The sequence below is a fragment of the Mycolicibacterium wolinskyi genome, assembly GCF_002101965.1.
GTDB lineage: Bacteria > Actinomycetota > Actinomycetes > Mycobacteriales > Mycobacteriaceae > Mycobacterium > Mycobacterium wolinskyi.
The window spans coordinates 459,758-476,093 of sequence record NZ_LQQA01000033.1; the positions used below are offsets into that span (position 1 = coordinate 459,758).

Sequence of the window (16,336 nt, forward strand, 5' to 3'; positions counted from 1 at the left end):
CGTCCTGTGGTAGCCACTACAACGCCTGGGTAAAGTTGGGCCAGAGCATCGTCCGGTGCGCCCAAGGTGGAGGGTCCATGTGGTATTGGCTTTTCAAGTTCATCTTCATGGGACCTTTGCTGTCCTTGCTCGGTCGGCCGAAAGTGACTGGCCTGGAGCATGTTCCGGCCTCGGGTGCGGTGATCCTGGCCAGTAATCACCTGGCCGTCGCAGACAGCTTCTACCTGCCGCTCGTGGTGAGCCGCCGGATCACGTTCCTGGCGAAGGCCGAGTACTTCACCGGGACGGGGATCAAAGGCTGGTTCACGCGCTGGTTCTACACCGTGGCCGGTCAGGTGCCGATCGACCGCACCGACGCCGACTCCGCGCAGAGTGCGCTGACGACGGCCGAGCGGATTCTCAGCGAGGGCAAGTTGCTGGGCATGTACCCCGAGGGCACGCGTTCACCGGACGGCCGGTTGTACAAGGGCAAGACGGGCCTCGCGCGGCTCGCGCTGCAGACCGGCGTTCCGGTCATTCCGGTCGCGATGATCGGAACCGATGTCGTGAACCCGCCCGGCAGCAAGATGTGGCGGTTCGGACGGGTCGAGGTCAGGTTCGGCAAGCCGATGGACTTCAGCCGGTTCGACGGACTGGCAGGCAACCGGTTCATCGAACGCGCCGTCATCGACGAGGTGATGTACGAGCTGATGCGGCTCTCCGAGCAGGAGTACGTCGACCTCTACGCGGCCGACGTCAAGGAGAACGCCGAGAAGGCCGAAGCGAAGCCCGCGTCGCGGATGCCCCAGACGGCCGCGGGCTAGTTCCGGACCAGCGGCTCGGCCGCGACCGCGGCTCGGTCCCCGGCCTGCGACGTCGACGCGAAGCCGATCGCCATGATCGTCGCGAGCGCCCACCACACGTAGGAACCGCCCGCCAGTTGGCGCCACAGCGATGCCGTGGTCTCGCGGTGCTCGGGCATGAGCGTGATGGGTGTCCAGACCATCAGCGCGACGCCGGCCGCGGTCACGGCGGCCAGCAGTGCGTTGCGATGGCGGTAGGCCAGGATGCCGGCCACCAGCAGCGTGGGCAGCGTCCACACCCAGTGGTGCGACCACGACACCGGTGACACGACCAGGCCGAACATCGCCACGCAGATCAGCGCGAGCACCGACGACTCGTCCGTCGCGCTGCGCAGTGCCCGCCTGGCGGCCCACACCGTCAGCGCCAGCACCGCGAAGCACGCCACCACCCACAGCGCGAAGCGCGGGCCCTCGCCGAGGCCGAGCCGCGCGAGGGCTCCGGCGATGTTCTGGTTGGTGTTGAGCGTCGCGGTCCCGATGCGGTCGGTGTTGCGCACCGTCTCGGTCCAATACTCCAGCGAATCCCGCCACGCCAACACGAACCCGGCCAGCGTCGCGATGACGGCCGACGCCGCCGTCCGCAGCAGGGTGTGCACGTCGCGGCGCAGCAGGAAGTACAGCAGGAAGACCGCCGGGGTCAGTTTCAGTGCGATCGCCAAGCCGAGCAGCAGGCCGCGGGGCCACGGCGTGCGCCGGGGGACGCAGTCGGCGATCACGAGCGTCATCAGCACGACGTTGATCTGGCCGAACTCGAAGTTCGAGCGGATCGGCTCCAGATAGATCACCGCGGGCGCGACGACCGCCGCGGCCAGCCAGCACCGGCGCATCCACGCGGGCTCGGCGGTGATCGAGGTGTGCGGCCAGACGTCCAGGCGCGTCAGCACGATGACCGTCGAGACGATCAGCAACACCAGCGTCGTGACGGTGATCGCCGAGCTCGCGACCGGCAGCGACAGCCAGGCGAACGGCGCGAACGCGATGGCGGCGAGCGGGGGATAGGTGAACGGGAGGTCCAACCCGCCCTGCGTGTGGAAGATGGCCCCGTCGGCGTAGAGCGGACGGCCGTCCAACCAGGCCTGCCCGCCCATCCGGTACACGTCGATGTCGATGCGGTAGGGCACGCGGCCGAGCAGACGCCAACCGACCCAGACGAGCGCCGCGAGTGTCAGCAGCTGAAATATCCGCCACGCGATGGAGGGTGCCCAACCAGCCCAACCAGCCCCACCGGGCGACTGCCGCTTACTCATGTTCTCAACAGACTATCGGTGGCCACCGCGTCCAGCCGCATCCCCGGCCCCGACGCGCGCAGGTCGGCGTAAGTTTTCAGCGTGCACGCGACCGTCAGCCTCGATTTCATCACCCGCGATCGCCTGCCGTTGATGTGCTGCCTGCTGGCCTTCATCCTCACCTTCTTCGTCACCCGCACGGTGGTGCGCTACATCCGTCGACACGCCGACAGCGACCGGCCGCCCAAGTGGTGGCAGCCGCGCAACCTCGGTCACGGCTCACTGCACATTCACCATGTGGTGATCGGTGTCGTGCTGGTGATGGTCTCCGGGGTAACCATGGTGACGCTCGCGGTAAACGGCGGGGTGGCGGAGTTCACGGTGGCGGCGACCTTCTTCGGCGTCGGTGCCGCGCTCGTGCTCGACGAATTCGCGTTGATCCTGCATCTGTCCGACGTGTACTGGGCCGAGGACGGCCGCACGTCGGTGGATGCGGTGTTCGCTGCGGTGGCCGTCGCCGGGCTGTTGATCCTCGGATTCAACCCGCTGTCATTCTTTGATATCGGTATCTGGCGCGAGGACCACACGTTGGCCGCTCGTGCCACCGTGATCATCATCGCGGTACTGACGCTGCTGCTCGCGGTGGTGGTGCTGCTCAAAGGCAAGGTGTGGACTGGATTGGTGGGCATGTTCATAACCCCGTTGCTGTTCGTCGGGGCGATCCGGCTGTCGCGGCCGCATGCGCCGTGGGCCCGCTGGCGATATACGAGCCGGCCCCGCAAGATGCACCGGGCGCTGGAACGGGAACGCTGGCTGCGCCGCCCGGTCGTCCAGGCGAAGTTGTGGTTGCAGGACGCGATCACCGGCATGCCGAAGTTTCCCGACGACGCCACGGTCGACGAGCAGCTCGACAAGGAAATCCACGCCGCGCCTGCGCCGGCCGTGGGGCGGAGCGCCTGATGCGGTACTTCTACGACACCGAGTTCATCGACGACGGCCGCACGATCGAGCTGATCTCGATCGGCGTCGCCGCCGAGGACGGCCGCGAGTACTACGCGATCTCGACCGAGTTCAACCCGGACCGGGCGGGCCGGTGGGTGCGCAAGCACGTGCTGCCGAAGCTGCCGTCGCCCTCGTCGCAGTTGTGGCGTTCGCGCCGCCAGATCCGGACCGAGCTCGAGGACTTCTTCGACATCGACGGCGACGAGCCGATCGAGCTGTGGGCCTGGGTCGGGGCTTACGACCACGTGGTGCTGTGTCAGCTGTGGGGTCCGATGACCGATCTACCCCCGGCGATCCCGCGGTTCACGCGCGAGCTGCGCCAGTTCTGGGAAGAGCGCGGGTCGCCGCGGATGCCCCCGCGTCCCCGCGACGCGCATGACGCGCTCGTCGACGCGAAGCACAATCTGCATCGGTTCCAGCTGATGACTGGCGCTGCGCTCGCGTCGGACCGAGGCACCGCACAGGCCTGAGAACAGGCGTTGACCGGCGGCTACCATGAACGGGTGAACTGGACCGTCGACATCCCCATCGACCAGCTGCCGCCGCTGCCGCCGCTGACCGACGAGCTCAGGCAACGGCTGGACTCGGCGCTGGCCAAGCCGGCCGCCCAGCAGCCCAGCTGGGACGCGGACGCGGCCAAGGCCATGCGCACGGTCCTGGAGAGCGTGCCGCCGGTCACGGTGCCCTCGGAGATCCAGAAGCTCAAGGGGCTGCTCGCCGACGTCGCGCAGGGCAAGGCGTTCCTGTTGCAGGGCGGCGACTGCGCCGAGACGTTCGTCGACAACACCGAGCCGCACATCCGGGCCAACATCCGCACCCTGCTGCAGATGGCGGTCGTGCTGACCTACGGCGCGAGCATGCCGGTGGTCAAGGTCGCCCGCATTGCCGGGCAGTACGCCAAGCCGCGTTCGGCCGATGTCGACGCGCTCGGGCTGAAGTCCTACCGCGGCGACATGATCAACGGCTTCGCGCCCGACGCCGCCGTCCGTGCGCACGACCCGTCGCGGCTCGTGCGGGCCTACGCCAACGCCAGCGCTGCCATGAATCTGGTGCGCGCGCTGACGTCTTCGGGTTTGGCATCGCTGCACCTCGTGCACGACTGGAACCGCGAGTTCGTCCGCACCTCGCCCGCCGGGGCCCGCTACGAGGCGCTCGCCGGTGAGATCGACCGCGGCCTGAGCTTCATGTCGGCCTGCGGCGTGGCCGACCGCAACCTGCAGACCGCGGAGATCTTCGCGAGCCATGAGGCGCTCGTGCTCGACTACGAGCGCGCCATGCTGCGGCTCGCCGACGGTGTCGACGGTGAGCAGCCCAAGCTCTACGACCAGTCCGCACACTATCTGTGGATCGGTGAGCGCACGCGCCAGCTCGACGGCGCCCACGTCGCGTTCGCCGAAGTCATCGCCAATCCGATCGGCGTCAAGCTCGGGCCGACCACGACACCCGAACTGGCGGTCGAGTACGTCGAACGCCTCGACCCGCACAACGAGCCGGGCCGGCTCACGCTGGTCACCCGGATGGGCAACAACAAGGTGCGCGATCTGCTGCCGCCGATCATCGAGAAGGTCCAGGCCACCGGCCATCAGGTGATCTGGCAGTGCGACCCGATGCACGGCAACACCCATGAGTCGTCCACGGGTTACAAGACCCGCCACTTCGACCGCATCGTCGACGAGGTGCAGGGCTTCTTCGAGGTGCATCACGCCCTGGGCAGCCACCCGGGCGGTATCCACGTCGAGATCACCGGCGAGAACGTCACCGAATGTCTCGGTGGCGCACAAGACATCTCGGATTCGGACCTGTCGGGCCGCTACGAGACGGCATGCGATCCGCGGCTGAACACCCAGCAGAGTCTCGAGCTGGCGTTCCTGGTCGCCGAGATGCTGCGCGACTGACGGCGTCCTAGATCAGGGTGCCGATGTTGCTGCCGAGCGTCCACGCGGCGGCCGCGGCCAACCCGGTCAACGTCAGGACCGCCACCACCCAGAACAGCAGCGCGCGCTTGGCACGTTGCTGCGCCCAGTAGAACTCGCTCATCTCGATCCCGGCGAATTGGCTTGCCACGCCCGTGTATTCGTCGGCGTCGTCGGGTTCGGCCGGGATCGGGGCCCAGTCGTGCTGGTCCCGGGTGATCTCGCGGGTGGCCTGTCGGGGCGGCGCCGGGCGCGGCGGTGCGGTGACGTCGGTGGTCGCGTCCTGGCGGCTGTGGAACCGGGTCGCGGCCAGGTGCTGTGCCGAATTCCGCGGTGCCGGAACGCGGAAGGCCGGCAGGCCGAGGTCGGTGACGATGGTGTCGAGTTCGGCGCCCATGGCGTCGGCGTCGGCATGGCGTCCGGCTGGGTCCCGGTTGGTCGCGCGACGCACCAGATCGTCGAATTGCCTTGGTACCCCGGCGATTACGGTGCTGGGTGCCGGCACGTCGTTGTCCATCCGCTGGTAGGCCACCGCAAGGGCGGAATCACCGGTGAACGGTGTGGTGCCGGTCAGCAGTTCGTAGGTCAGGATGCCGACCGCGTAGACATCGCTGCGGGGATCGGCATCGCCGGTGGCGACCTGTTCGGGCGACAGGTAGGCCGCGGTGCCCAATATCACACTGGTCGAGGTGATCTTGGCTTCGGCGACCGCGCGGACCAGCCCGAAATCGGCGATCTTCACGTCGCCGTCGTCGGAGATCAGCACGTTCTCGGGTTTGATGTCGCGATGGACCAGACCCGCCCGGTGTGCGACCGCCAGCCCGCCGAGGACCGGCTCCAGGACCGCGGCGACCGCGTGCGGGGGCATGGGTCCGCGTTCGGTCAGCAGTTCACGAAGGGTGCCGCCCTCGATCAGTTCCATGACCAGAAACGGGTGCTGGCGATCGATGCCCTGGTCGTACACCGAGACCAGGCCGGGGGCCTTGAGCCGGGCCACGGCGCGGGCCTCGCGCTGGAACCTGGTCAGGAAGTGCTCGTCACCGGAGTAGCGCGAATCCATCACCTTCAGGGCGACGGGACGGTCGAGCCGCGTATCGAGCCCGCGGTAGACCGTCGACATCCCGCCGGTGGCGATTGGCGTGTCCACGCGGTAGCGCCCATCCAGGACGGTGCCGACGAGTGGATCCGATTGCTGCTCCACCGAACACATGTTACGAGTCGGCCGCGGCCCCCTAGAATCAGTGCGGTGAGCAGTGTTCCGGCCGCGGATGACGTTTTGGATCCCGATGAGGCCGTCTATGACCTAGCCGAGGTCGCCGGGTTGCTCGGCATCCCGGTCACCAAAGTGCACCAACAGCTGCGCGAGAGCCATTTGGTTGCCGTGCGCCGCGGTGGCGCGGTGGTGGTGCCGAAGATCTTCTTCGACGACACGGGGCACGTCGTCAAGGCCCTGCCCGGGCTGCTCGTCGTCCTGCACGACGGTGGCTACGGCAACACCGAGATCGTGCGCTGGCTGTTCACCCCCGACCCGTCGCTGACGATCACGAGGGACGGCAGCACCGACCGCCAGGACAATGCCAGGCCCGTCGACGCGCTGCACTCACACCAGGCTCGCGAGGTCGTGCGCCGGGCCCAGGCTATGGCTTACTAGGGTCCGGATCCGGCGCCGGCTCCGGCGCCCTGGAGAGCGAATACCACGCGACCGCAGCGCATGCCGTGGTCAGCAGCACGTGCGCCCACGAGTACATGCCGTGTGCGCCGTCGGGTTTCCACATCACCATGATCCAGGTCGACGCGGCCGCGATCGCGGCGATCGCCGGACGGGTCTGGATCAGCGCGGCCGCGACCGCGAGCGGCCACGTGTAGTACCACGGCAGCGCGGCGGGCACGAACAACACCACAACCAGCATCGCCAGCGCGATACCGGTCAGCAGGTCGCGGTCCGAATGGCGGAAACGCCACCACAGCAACGGAAGTGAGACCGCGATGATCGCGATCCCGACGATCCGGGTCACGCCGAGCACCGCATAGAAGTTGACCGGCAGCACCAGGCCGCCGAACACGTTGATCAAGTTTGCGACAGCCGTCGGCACGGTCAGCCAGTTGATGATCTTGACATTGCCGGCCGCGAGCGCCGACAGCCAGCCCAACCCGACGCCGGCCAGCAACGACATCACCGCGAACACCGCGGCGAAGATCACGATGGAAGCCGCGGTCGCCAGGGCGAATGCGCGGACGGCCGGGAGGTCGCGGCGATCGCGAAGCTGATGCATCCACGCCCACACCATGAACGGAAGGGCAAGGCCTGCGGTCGCTTTCACGGCGACCGCCACGGCGATCAGGCCGATACCCCACACCGGGTGACGTTCGAACGTCAACGCGATACCGGCCATCATCAGGCCGACCATCAGCATCTCGTTGTGGACACCGCCCATCAGGTGAATGATCACGAGCGGGTTGAGCACGCAGACCCACAGTGCCGCGGCCCCGCTCGCGCCGATGTGGCGTGCCACGCGTTGCGTCGCCCAGATCAGCAGCACCAGACCGGGCAGCATGCACAGGCGCAACAGCATGGTTCCGGCAACGACATCGTTGCCGACGAGGATCGTGACGAACTTCGCGACGAGGATGAACGCCGGACCGTAGGGCGCAGTCGTCGTCGTCCAGATCGGACTCACGTTGTCGAGCAATGAATTCGGGTTCTCGACCGGGCCCACGACGTAGGGGTCGAAGCCGTCGCGCAGCAGTGCGCCCTGCGCCAGATAGGAATAGGTGTCGCGGCTGAACAGCGGAACACTCAGCAACAGCGGTGCAAGCCAGAAGCCGGTCGTGGCCACCATCGTGTACTCGGTGGCGGTGCGGTCGATCACGCGGCGCCCCAACCACAACCACGCGATCAGCATGAGCGCGACACCGGTCCACAGCAGTATCGACGACAGCACGAGGCCGTGACCGAACCGCAGCCAGGACAGGTGCAGCGATTCCAGCAGCGGATCGTGCAATCGGGTGCTTCCCGCGCCGAGACCGCCGATCGTCAGTAATGCCGCGCCAAGGCATCCGAGTCGGGCCGGGCGCGCCTCGGCGGAGACGGCGAAGGCGCCGAAGCGCGAGACATGCTGTGCCAGCCCGCTGTTCGGGGTCTGGATTCCGGTGGGCGTCATGGGCGCGGAGTCATACCCCTATACCGACCGGTTGGCGGCCCATCGGGCGAGCTCGGACAGGCCGGCCTTCGCCCTGGCATGGACGGGGGCGGCCGCGAGTATGTCGAGCGCGCGGCTCGTGAGCAGCTCGATGTGCTCCTCGACGGCGGCGAGGGCGCCGACCGATTCGATGGCCCGGCACAGTTCGCCGACCTGTCCGTCGGACAACTCGGTGCCGACCGAGGTGCGCAGCAACTTGGCTGCCGCGGGGTCGGACTTGTCGGCCAGCTCGAGGGCCTCGGCCAGCAGAACTGTGCGTTTGCCCGAGCGCAGGTCGTCGCCGGACGGCTTACCCGTGACGGCCGGATCGCCGAACACCCCGAGCACATCGTCGCGCAGCTGGAAGGCGACCCCGAGGTCGTTGCCGATCCGGTGGAAGATCTCCTGCACGTCCGGGCGGTCGGCGGCGGCCGCGGCCCCGAGCTGCAGTGGCCGGGCGACGGTGTAGGACGCGGTCTTGTAGGTGTTGACGTTCATCGCCGATGCCACCGACTCCGCGCCACTGGATTCGGCGACGATGTCGAGGTACTGGCCGCCGAGCACCTCGGTGCGGATGTCACGCCACACCTGCTGGACGCGCCGGTGTGCGTCGACGGGTAGATCGGCGCCGGCGACGACGTCGTCGGCCCACGCCAGGGCGAGGTCGCCGGCCAGGATCGCCGCCGACAGGCCGAACTGTTTGGCCGAGCCGCGCCACGTACGGCCGGTGTGCTGCTCGGTGAACAGGCGATGGACCGTGGGAAAGCCACGGCGGGTGGCCGAGTCGTCGATGACGTCGTCGTGCACCAGGGCGCACGCCTGCAGCAATTCCAGCGCGGCGAACAGTCGCAGCACGCCGGGATCGGCGGGGGCGTCGGGCGGTTCGACGACGGCCCGCCAGCCCCAGTAGGCAAAGGCCGGGCGGAGCCGCTTGCCGCCGCGTAACACGAACTCCTCAAGAGCCGCGGTCAGCTCTGCGTAATCCGATCCGATATACGCGCAGTCACGTCGACGCTCGTGCAGATACTCGCGCAACTGGTCGGTGACGGCGCTGGCCAACTCGACGGCTGACGGTGCCGCTGCTTCCACGCTCAGCGCCCGCCCCTTTCTCTGTGTGCTCCGATGGCCCCCGAGTGCATTCAGCGTAAAGCGTGCCGCCGGTTTTGTAGCAAGCGAGATGCCTACGCGCCGCCGCGGGCGTGCGGGGTCAGTCGGTGGTGCTGACCGGATCGCCCGGTTTGGGGGAGCGGTCGCGGCTGGCCCAGGCCAGCCAGCCGACGACCCCGGCGACCAACATCGCGCCGACGATGAGCCAGATGGCCGCTGTGGTGAAGGACCGGGCGCTCGGATCGGTGTAGCGCGCCTGGGCGTTCATGGTGCTGACCACGCCCGGCCGCAGCTTCCACTCGACGATCGAGGAACTGACCTGGTCGCCGTTGGTCGAAGTCACCTCGCCGGGGAAGGACACCGTCAGCAGCACGTCGGCTTCCGGGTCGTTCATCGAGGTGAGATCGACGCGGCCCTCCAGGATCACCAGATCGCCCGCGCGCCGCAGCGAGATGTCGACACCCGCGGCGTCCCGGTTCATGCCGGCGAGCTGCGGCAGTTCGGCGAACGTGAGGTCGGAGAACACCGCCTGCGAGCCGACGTAGTCGTCGCGGCTGTACTCGGAGACCGCGACCTTCGTGGCGAACGGCAGGTTGTTGAGTAGCTGGGGGCCCTTGTCGTCGGCGTCGCGCGGCTTGGCGGCGGCGATGATCTGACCGGACACGCGATCGTCGGGCGACACCGTGATGGATGCCCGGACGCGTACGCACCCGACCGCCATCGGCAGAAGCAGTAGCAACATCACCAGCGCGAGCAGCCTGCGGCGGCTGCGATGGCTGGGTCGTCGGACGCGCACGCGAGTCATCGTGCCAGATCCGGCTGCCGATATTCGACCCGGAGTTACAGGGGGAGGCTGCGCCCGAGGATCGCGAACGCCCGCGGGTCGCCCGCGAAGTGGTAGCCGCGGATCACGTCGGTGAAGCCGAGGCGTCGGTACAGCTTCCAGGCGCGATTGGCCTCGCCGTTGATCTCCGGGGTCGACAACAGGACGTGAGATTCACCACGGCCGGCAAGGAGTCGTCGGGCCAGCGCCTCGCCGAGGCCGTGGCCCTGGGCGCGTGGATCGATGTGCAACTCGGTGAGTTCGAAGTAGCTGGTCATGAGTTCGGTGATGCGCGCCGGGCTCGCGCCGACGCGGCGCAGGCCGGCGACGACCTGTTGTTGCCACCATTGGTCGGGTGCCCCGCAGTAGCCGTACGCCACGCCCAGTAGCGGCGCAGTAGCCAAGTCCGCGCTGGTGGGAGCGCTGTTCGGGCCGGCGATGTCGATGGCGGCCACGGCTTTCCAGCCGCTTCGGCGGGTGTGTTCGAGCCACAGCGCGGCCCGCTGCTCCTCGGTGCCGCGGGGGTAGCGCATGGCATCGACGTAGACGCGCAGCGCATCGGGGAGCCGGCGCTGCATATCGTCCGGCGACAGATCGATGAGATACGCCGCCAATTCTGTTGCCTTCCCCATGCGCCTGCTGTCCGGTCGAAGCCCTTGCGAACTCATTATCGGAGTCATTATCCGGCGGTGAGGCGCTCCATCCCACCAACGCCGAAGGCCTACAATCGAGTGCGAACAAGGTGGTACGGCTCGGATCGACCTCGTATCATTACTGTTAGGTGCCCGTAAGTGCGGGTGTACACACGACTTTGACGAGGCGACGGCGGCGTCGGCAAGGAGGGACGAATGCCACTCTCCGATCATGAGCAGCGCATGCTCGACCAGATCGAGAGCGCGCTCTATGCCGAGGACCCCAAGTTCGCTTCGAGCGTCCGGGGTGGGACTCTACGCGCGCCGTCGGCGCGCCGCAGGTTGCAGGGCGCGCTGCTGTTCATCGTGGGCTTGGCGATGCTCGTGGTGGGCGTCGCCGTCAAGGCCACGATGATCGGCGGGTTCCCGATCCTGTCTGTCATCGGTTTCATCGTGATGTTCGGCGGCGTGGTGTTCGCGATCACCGGCCCGCGGGTCGCCGGACGTGATCGGTCCGCCGCACCGGGCGCGACGCCACGTCAGCGGCGCCAGCGTGGCGGCGGTTCGTTCACCAACCGCATGGAAGACCGCTTCCGCCGTCGGTTCGACGAGTAGACCGCTCGAGCGGTCCCAGGGGTAGCCCACGAGGGCTACCCCTTTTTTTATGCCAGGTTTTTGTGCGCAGCCCCCGTTTCGCGACACGCCGGAACAGCGCCCAGCGCACTCCCGGCACGCCGGTGTGCGTAACGGTTCGGCTTCGCCCCACTTTCCGCCCCCCACTCCGCCCCACCCGGGCCGCCTCGGTGTTGACCTGCGGTTTTTCCGCGCCGACGGCTGAACGGGCGGCCAGAAAACGTCGGCTGAGGTCCGGTCGGGGGGCGATTGTGGGGCGAAATCCCGAAGTGGTGGCATCAAATGGAGCAAAGTGGGGGATCGTGGGGTAAAGTGGCGGCCAGCGGGGAAACCGGAGCCCCGCTCGGCGAAGGCGAAGCGACTCGGGATCCGAACCGGGTGGCGGGAGGTGGCCAGATGTTTCTGGGTACCTACACGCCCAAGCTCGATGACAAGGGGCGGCTCACGCTGCCCGCCAAGTTCCGCGACGCGCTGGCAGGAGGGTTGATGGTCACCAAGAGCCAAGATCACAGCCTTGCCGTCTACCCGCGCGACGAGTTCGAGAAGTTGGCCAGGCGCGCATCGCAGGCGTCCCGGAGCAATCCGGAGGCCCGTGCGTTCCTGCGCAGCCTGGCCGCGGCAACCGATGAGCAGCACCCCGACGCGCAGGGCCGGATCACCCTGTCGGCGGACCATCGGCGCTACGCGAACCTGTCCAAGGATTGCGTGGTGATCGGGTCGGTCGACTACCTGGAGATCTGGGACGCCCAAGCCTGGCAGGAGTACCAGCAGACCCACGAAGAAAACTTCTCCGCGGCCACTGATGAAACTCTGCGCGACATCATCTGATGAGGCTGATACGGCCCGCCACCCGGCGGGGGCCCCGGACCTAGCCCGTGCAACGCGGCCTCTGCCCGAATCGGCCCTGGCGTACTTCCCCAACGCCAGGTCCATTGATTCGGACAGAGACCACGCTGCAGGGGCTGTCCCTAGCGGAGGTGTTGGAGTGGTTCACGACTCCCCAGATCCCCAGGAACACGGGCACATCCCGGTTCTCCTGGAACGCTGTGTCGAACTGTTGGCACCGGCATTGAGCCGCAAGCACGCCGACGGCACCCACGCGGTCCTCGTCGACGCGACCCTGGGAGCCGGCGGTCATTCCGAACGCTTCCTCACCGACTTTCCGGGCCTACGCCTGATCGGCCTCGACCGTGATCCCAATGCGCTGGCCATCGCCGGCGCCCGGCTCGCCCCGTTCGGCGACCGGGTGACGCTCGTGCGCACGCGTTACGACGGAATCGCCTCGGCCCTCGCCGATTCGGGCGTGCCTCGCATCGACGGCGTGTTGTTCGACCTCGGGGTTTCGTCGATGCAACTCGACCAGGCGCAGCGGGGATTCTCCTATGCCACCGACGCGCCACTGGACATGCGGATGGATCCCGATGCCCCGCTGACGGCCGCGGAGATCGTCAACACCTATGACGCCAAGTCGCTCGCCAGGGTGCTGCGCGATTTCGGCGAGGAACGATTCGCGGGCCGCATCGCCGACAAGATCGTCCGGCGCCGAGCCTCCCAGCCGTTCACGACGACCGGCGAACTCGTCGAGCTGCTCTATGAAGCCATTCCGGCACCGGCCCGGCGGACCGGGGGACACCCCGCCAAGCGCACCTTCCAGGCGTTGCGCATCGCGGTCAACGGGGAGCTGGATTCGCTGCGCATCGCGATCCCGGCGGCGCTGGGCGCTCTGCAGCCCGGCGGCCGAATCGTGGTCATGGCCTACCAGTCGCTCGAGGACCGCATCGTCAAGCAGGCGTTCAGCACGGTCACCGCGTCGCGGACGCCGCCGGGCCTGCCCATCGAACTCCCGGGTCATGAACCCGAGTTCGTGGCCCTGACCCGCGGGGCCGAGCGGGCCGATGAACAGGAGATCGAACGCAATCCACGGAGCGCCCCGGTGCGCCTACGAGCACTCGAAAAGGTTGGGGGAAGGGGCAACTCATGAAGGTGAAGCGACCGGAATCAGCGCGCGAGGCCGACCGCAGGCGCGTGCGCCAGCCGGCGCGGGGTGCCCAGCGGCGCAATGCCGACGCGCCGCCGCGCAAGCGCAGGCCCAGCCGTGAACAGCGGCCGTTGCGGTCGGCGCCACAGACCGGGCCGATCCCGCGGCCCAGAAGCGGGCCGGTGCGGCCGAAGAGTGCCAGTCAGGCGAAGGCTCGGGCAAAGGCCCGTAAAGCCAAGGCGCCCAAGGTTGTCCGTCCGCCATTGCGGGAACGGCTGCTGGTCCGGCTCGCCTCCGTCGAGCTGAATCCGCGGGAGCTGATCGCCCGTGTCCCGTTCGTCGTGTTGGTGATCGCGGCGCTGGGCGTCGGCCTCGGCATCACGCTGTGGCTGTCGACCGGATCGGCCGAACGCTCCTACCAGTTGGGCCACGCCCGGCAGACCAACGAGGGTCTGCTGCAGCAGAAGGAAGCGCTCGAGCGCGATGTGCTCGAGGCGCAGGCCGCCCCGGCGCTGGCCGAGGCCGCGCGCAACCTCGGCATGATCCCGTCGCGCGACACCGCGCACCTGGTACAGGATCCGGCGGGCAACTGGACCGTGGTCGGCACCCCCAAACCGGCCGAGGGGGTGCCGCCGCCACCGCTGAACACACCGCTGCCCGAGGAGGCGCCGCCACCGCCGCCCGCACCCGCCGCGCCTCGAGTCGTCGATCCGCGTGAGCTGACGGTGCGCGTGCCGCAGACCGGCCAGCCCGCGGGAGCGCTGCCCGCGGTGCCGCCCGCCGAGATGCCGCACGGGGTGCCGGGGGCGCAGCCGCCTGCGCCCGGCCCGGTGCCGTTGGCCGCACCCTTGGATGTGCCTGCCGCGCAGGCGCTCCCGGCGCCGCCCGAGGCGCCGCCCGTGCCCGCCGCGCCACCGGTACCGGAGACGGCACAGGCACCGGGTGCCATGCACGTGCCCACCCCCGGTGTGCCGATTGCTCCCGGCCCAGCGCCCGCCGTCGAGCAGTTCACCCCGGCAACCCCGCCCGCAGCATGACGCGCTGGTCCGAGCAGAATCCGCCCCGGTCGCGGAAAAAGGATCCCGCCGGCCAGGGACGGTCGGCCCGGATGCGGCGCACGCGCGTCGCGGCTACCGAAACAGGTTTGGAGAGCTCTTCTTTCGTCTTCCGGCACCGGACCGGAAACGTGGTCATGTTCGCGGTGCTGCTGATCGCGGCCGCTCAGCTGTTCACGCTGCAGGTGCCGAGGGCGGCCGGGCTGCGCGCCGAGGCGGCCAGCCAGCTCAAGGTCACCGACGTCGATCCCGCAATGCGTGGCAGCATCGTCGACCGCAACGACGACAAGCTCGCGTTCACGATCGAGGCGCGTGCGCTGACGTTCCAGCCGGTTCGGGTCCGCAAACAGCTCGCCGAGGCCAAGGCCAAGTCCCCGGAGGCGCCCGACCCGGACCGCAGGCTCACCGACATCGCCAAAGACGTTGCCACGCGGTTGAACAACAAGCCCGACGCCAAGACGGTCGAGAAGAAGCTCAGGAGCAACGAGACTTTCGTGTATCTGGCTCGGGCGGTCGACCCGGCGATCGCCGACGCGATCACCGAGAAGTTTCCCGAAGTCGGCACGGAGCGGCAGGATCTGCGGCAGTACCCGGGCGGTTCGCTGGCCGCCAACATCGTCGGCGGGATCGACTGGGACGGGCACGGACTGCTCGGCCTTGAGGACTCGATGGACGCGGTGCTGGCCGGTTCCGATGGCTCGGTGACCTACGACCGCGGCTCCGACGGCGTGGTGATCCCGGGCAGCTACCGCAACCGGCACGACGCGGTCAACGGCTCCACGGTGCAGCTCACCCTCGACGACGACATTCAGTACTACGTCCAGCAGCAGGTGCAGTTGGCCAAGGATGCGTCCGGTGCCAAGAACGTCTCGGCGGTCGTGCTCGACGCGAAAACCAGTGAGGTGCTGGCGATGTCGAACGACAACACGTTCGACCCGAGCCAGGACATCGGCCGCCAGGAGAACCGGCAGATGGGCAACCTGCCGGTGTCATCGCCGTTCGAGCCGGGTTCGGTGAACAAGATCGTCACGGCCGCCGCTGCGATCGAGTACGGGCTGTCCAATCCCGACGAGGTGCTGCAGGTGCCCGGCTCGATCGACATGGGCGGCGTCACCGTGCGCGACGCCTGGAGCCACGGCGTCATGCCGTTCACGACCACCGGCGTCTTCGGAAAATCCTCCAACGTCGGCACGCTGATGCTGGCCCAGCGGATCGGACCGGAGCGGTTCTACGACATGCTCCGCCGGTTCGGGCTCGGCCAGCGCACCGGTGTCGGCCTGCCGGGCGAGAGCTCGGGCCTGCTGCCGCCGATCGACCAGTGGTCGGGCAGCTCGTTCTCCAACCTGCCGATCGGGCAAGGGCTTTCGATGACGTTGCTGCAGATGGCCGCGATGTACCAGACCATCGCCAACGACGGGGTGCGCATACCGCCGCGGATCATCAAGGCGACCATCGCGGCCGACGGCACGCGAACCGAAGAGCCCCGCCCCGAGGGCGTCCAGGTGGTCAAGCCCGAGACCGCGCGCACGGTGCGCGACATGTTCCGCGGCATCGTGCAGCGCGATCCGATGGGCGCTCAGCAGGGCACCGGCCCGCAGGCCGCCGTCGAGGGCTACCAGATCGCCGGCAAAACCGGTACGGCACAGCAGATCAACCCCGCGTGCGGTTGCTACTACGACGACGTCTACTGGATCACGTTCGCCGGGATCGCGCCTGCCGACGATCCGCGCTATGTCATCGGCATCATGATGGACGCCCCGCACCGCGCGGCGGACGGTACGCCGGGGTCCTCGGCGGCGCCGCTCTTCCACAACATCGCGTCATGGTTGCTGCAACGCCACAACGTGCCGCTGTCGTCGGATCCGGGACGTCCGCTGACCCTGCAGGCGACCTGACGCCGACGGGTCGCTCGAGCGCCGACGGGTATGCGGCCGCAGGGCCGCCGA

General features: G+C 68.4%; 16 protein-coding genes. 10 read left to right on the forward strand and 6 right to left on the reverse strand.

Annotation, left to right across the window (positions count from 1 at the left end):
• Positions 1-77: 77 nt before the first annotated feature.
• A complete protein-coding gene (locus AWC31_RS32390) occupies positions 78-803 on the forward strand; it encodes a lysophospholipid acyltransferase family protein (protein WP_085149249.1) in 726 nt (241 codons plus the stop codon).
• Here the strand turns inward: AWC31_RS32390 and AWC31_RS32395 are convergent.
• Entirely contained in the window at positions 800-2,089 is a 1,290-nt protein-coding gene (locus tag AWC31_RS32395; RefSeq protein WP_085149252.1) for a glycosyltransferase 87 family protein, read from the reverse strand. The two genes, AWC31_RS32390 and AWC31_RS32395, sit on opposite strands and share 4 nt — an antisense overlap.
• 81 nt (positions 2,090-2,170) lie before the next feature.
• Here AWC31_RS32395 and AWC31_RS32400 point away from each other — a divergent pair, with 81 nt between their 5' ends.
• The 3 genes from AWC31_RS32400 to AWC31_RS32410 are packed head-to-tail and all read left to right on the forward strand — an operon-like array spanning position 2,171 to position 4,965.
• The gene (locus AWC31_RS32400) at positions 2,171-3,028 is read left to right on the forward strand and encodes a hypothetical protein (protein ID WP_067855443.1); all 858 of its coding nucleotides are present in this window, start codon (positions 2,171-2,173) and stop codon (positions 3,026-3,028) included.
• Complete coding sequence (locus AWC31_RS32405; RefSeq protein ID WP_085149255.1) at positions 3,028-3,540, forward strand: polyadenylate-specific 3'-exoribonuclease AS; 513 nt, start codon at positions 3,028-3,030, stop codon at positions 3,538-3,540. Before AWC31_RS32400 ends, AWC31_RS32405 begins: the two co-directional genes overlap by 1 nt.
• A 33-nt stretch (positions 3,541-3,573) precedes the next feature.
• A complete protein-coding gene (locus AWC31_RS32410) occupies positions 3,574-4,965 on the forward strand; it encodes a class II 3-deoxy-7-phosphoheptulonate synthase (protein WP_067855451.1) in 1,392 nt (463 codons plus the stop codon).
• Positions 4,966-4,972: 7 nt separating this feature from the next.
• On the opposite strand, the gene AWC31_RS32415 is transcribed toward AWC31_RS32410, so the two are convergent.
• Positions 4,973-6,193, reverse strand: coding sequence for a protein kinase domain-containing protein (locus tag AWC31_RS32415; RefSeq protein WP_085149257.1), 1,221 nt, complete (start codon positions 6,191-6,193; stop codon positions 4,973-4,975).
• Between the two features lie 36 nt (positions 6,194-6,229).
• On the opposite strand from AWC31_RS32415, the gene AWC31_RS32420 reads away from it, so the two are divergent.
• On the forward strand, positions 6,230-6,634 hold the full coding sequence (locus tag AWC31_RS32420; protein WP_067855457.1) for an Rv2175c family DNA-binding protein: 405 nt from the start codon (positions 6,230-6,232) through the stop codon (positions 6,632-6,634).
• On the opposite strand, the gene AWC31_RS32425 is transcribed toward AWC31_RS32420, so the two are convergent.
• The 4 genes from AWC31_RS32425 to AWC31_RS32440 form a co-directional block, all read right to left on the reverse strand.
• Positions 6,621-8,144 (reverse strand): alpha-(1->6)-mannopyranosyltransferase A, encoded by a 1,524-nt coding sequence (locus AWC31_RS32425; RefSeq protein ID WP_085149260.1) that lies wholly within the window; start codon positions 8,142-8,144, stop codon positions 6,621-6,623. The two genes, AWC31_RS32420 and AWC31_RS32425, sit on opposite strands and share 14 nt — an antisense overlap.
• An 18-nt stretch (positions 8,145-8,162) precedes the next feature.
• Positions 8,163-9,251, reverse strand: a complete 1,089-nt coding sequence (gene idsA2, locus AWC31_RS32430; RefSeq protein WP_085149263.1) for a bifunctional (2E,6E)-farnesyl/geranyl diphosphate synthase — start codon at positions 9,249-9,251, stop codon at positions 8,163-8,165.
• Between the two features lie 118 nt (positions 9,252-9,369).
• Entirely contained in the window at positions 9,370-10,074 is a 705-nt protein-coding gene (locus AWC31_RS32435; RefSeq protein WP_067855468.1) for an LppM family (lipo)protein, read from the reverse strand.
• A gap of 35 nt (positions 10,075-10,109) precedes the next feature.
• Positions 10,110-10,706 (reverse strand): GNAT family N-acetyltransferase, encoded by a 597-nt coding sequence (locus tag AWC31_RS32440; RefSeq protein ID WP_085149924.1) that lies wholly within the window; start codon positions 10,704-10,706, stop codon positions 10,110-10,112.
• 234 nt (positions 10,707-10,940) lie between these two features.
• Here AWC31_RS32440 and AWC31_RS32445 point away from each other — a divergent pair, with 234 nt between their 5' ends.
• The 5 genes from AWC31_RS32445 (at position 10,941) to AWC31_RS32465 (ending at position 16,285) form a co-directional block, all read left to right on the forward strand.
• Positions 10,941-11,339: an SCO2097 family morphological protein gene (locus tag AWC31_RS32445; RefSeq protein WP_067855471.1), complete on the forward strand. Its 399-nt coding sequence runs from the start codon at positions 10,941-10,943 to the stop codon at positions 11,337-11,339.
• A gap of 414 nt (positions 11,340-11,753) precedes the next feature.
• Positions 11,754-12,185, forward strand: coding sequence for a division/cell wall cluster transcriptional repressor MraZ (gene mraZ, locus AWC31_RS32450; protein ID WP_067855592.1), 432 nt, complete (start codon positions 11,754-11,756; stop codon positions 12,183-12,185).
• Complete coding sequence (gene rsmH, locus AWC31_RS32455) at positions 12,160-13,338, forward strand: 16S rRNA (cytosine(1402)-N(4))-methyltransferase RsmH (protein WP_234817066.1); 1,179 nt, start codon at positions 12,160-12,162, stop codon at positions 13,336-13,338. Before mraZ ends, rsmH begins: the two co-directional genes overlap by 26 nt.
• Positions 13,335-14,372 carry a cell division protein FtsL gene (gene ftsL, locus AWC31_RS32460; RefSeq protein WP_085149271.1) on the forward strand — a complete coding sequence of 346 codons (1,038 nt, stop codon included), beginning with the start codon at positions 13,335-13,337 and terminating at the stop codon, positions 14,370-14,372. The genes rsmH and ftsL overlap by 4 nt, the downstream gene beginning before the upstream one ends.
• Entirely contained in the window at positions 14,369-16,285 is a 1,917-nt protein-coding gene (locus tag AWC31_RS32465) for a peptidoglycan D,D-transpeptidase FtsI family protein (RefSeq protein ID WP_085149275.1), read from the forward strand. The genes ftsL and AWC31_RS32465 overlap by 4 nt, the downstream gene beginning before the upstream one ends.
• The last annotated feature ends 51 nt before the right edge of the window (positions 16,286-16,336 follow it).

Excerpts from the sequence above, each read along its gene's own strand:
- AWC31_RS32390 (WP_085149249.1), top strand. The coding sequence starts at position 78 with ATGTGGTATTGGCTTTTCAAGTTCATCTTCATGGGACCTTTGCTGTCC.
- AWC31_RS32435 (WP_067855468.1), bottom strand. The coding sequence starts at position 10,074 with ATGACTCGCGTGCGCGTCCGACGACCCAGCCATCGCAGCCGCCGCAGG.
- AWC31_RS32445 (WP_067855471.1), top strand. The coding sequence starts at position 10,941 with ATGCCACTCTCCGATCATGAGCAGCGCATGCTCGACCAGATCGAGAGC.
- AWC31_RS32395 (WP_085149252.1), bottom strand. The coding sequence starts at position 2,089 with ATGAGTAAGCGGCAGTCGCCCGGTGGGGCTGGTTGGGCTGGTTGGGCA.
- AWC31_RS32425 (WP_085149260.1), bottom strand. The coding sequence starts at position 8,144 with ATGACGCCCACCGGAATCCAGACCCCGAACAGCGGGCTGGCACAGCAT.
- ftsL (WP_085149271.1), top strand. The coding sequence starts at position 13,335 with ATGAAGGTGAAGCGACCGGAATCAGCGCGCGAGGCCGACCGCAGGCGC.
- AWC31_RS32405 (WP_085149255.1), top strand. The coding sequence starts at position 3,028 with ATGCGGTACTTCTACGACACCGAGTTCATCGACGACGGCCGCACGATC.
- mraZ (WP_067855592.1), top strand. The coding sequence starts at position 11,754 with ATGTTTCTGGGTACCTACACGCCCAAGCTCGATGACAAGGGGCGGCTC.
- rsmH (WP_234817066.1), top strand. The coding sequence starts at position 12,160 with ATGAAACTCTGCGCGACATCATCTGATGAGGCTGATACGGCCCGCCAC.
- AWC31_RS32415 (WP_085149257.1), bottom strand. The coding sequence starts at position 6,193 with ATGTGTTCGGTGGAGCAGCAATCGGATCCACTCGTCGGCACCGTCCTG.
- AWC31_RS32465 (WP_085149275.1), top strand. The coding sequence starts at position 14,369 with ATGACGCGCTGGTCCGAGCAGAATCCGCCCCGGTCGCGGAAAAAGGAT.